At 63.1% G+C, this 225-nt stretch carries 1 protein-coding gene; it reads right to left on the minus strand.

Features of this window, described 5'->3' with window-relative positions; all coding sequences use genetic code 11:
• Positions 1 to 225, minus strand: a 225-nt coding sequence (locus KW836_RS28220; protein ID WP_218345312.1) for a VCBS domain-containing protein, incomplete at both ends; no start/stop codon positions are given.

Below are 225 nucleotides of genomic sequence, written 5' to 3' on the forward strand. Positions count from 1 at the left end.
TGATGGTGTAGCGGATGGTTTCGGTCAGCGTCTGGCCGTTGTTCAGCGCTTGAACTGCGGGCAGGCCGTTGTTCAGCTGGTAGGACCAGGTGCCGTCACCGTTGTGGACCAGCGTGCCGTACTTGGCGTCGGTGGTCGTGATCACGACGGTGGTCTTGTCCGCGCCCAGCGTGTCGTTGGTCAGAACGTTGCCCGTGATCGGGGTGGCGGTGTCTTCGGTGACCG

The organism is Achromobacter sp. ACM05, from assembly GCF_019218915.1.
GTDB classification, from domain to species: Bacteria; Pseudomonadota; Gammaproteobacteria; order Burkholderiales; family Burkholderiaceae_B; genus Achromobacter; species Achromobacter animicus.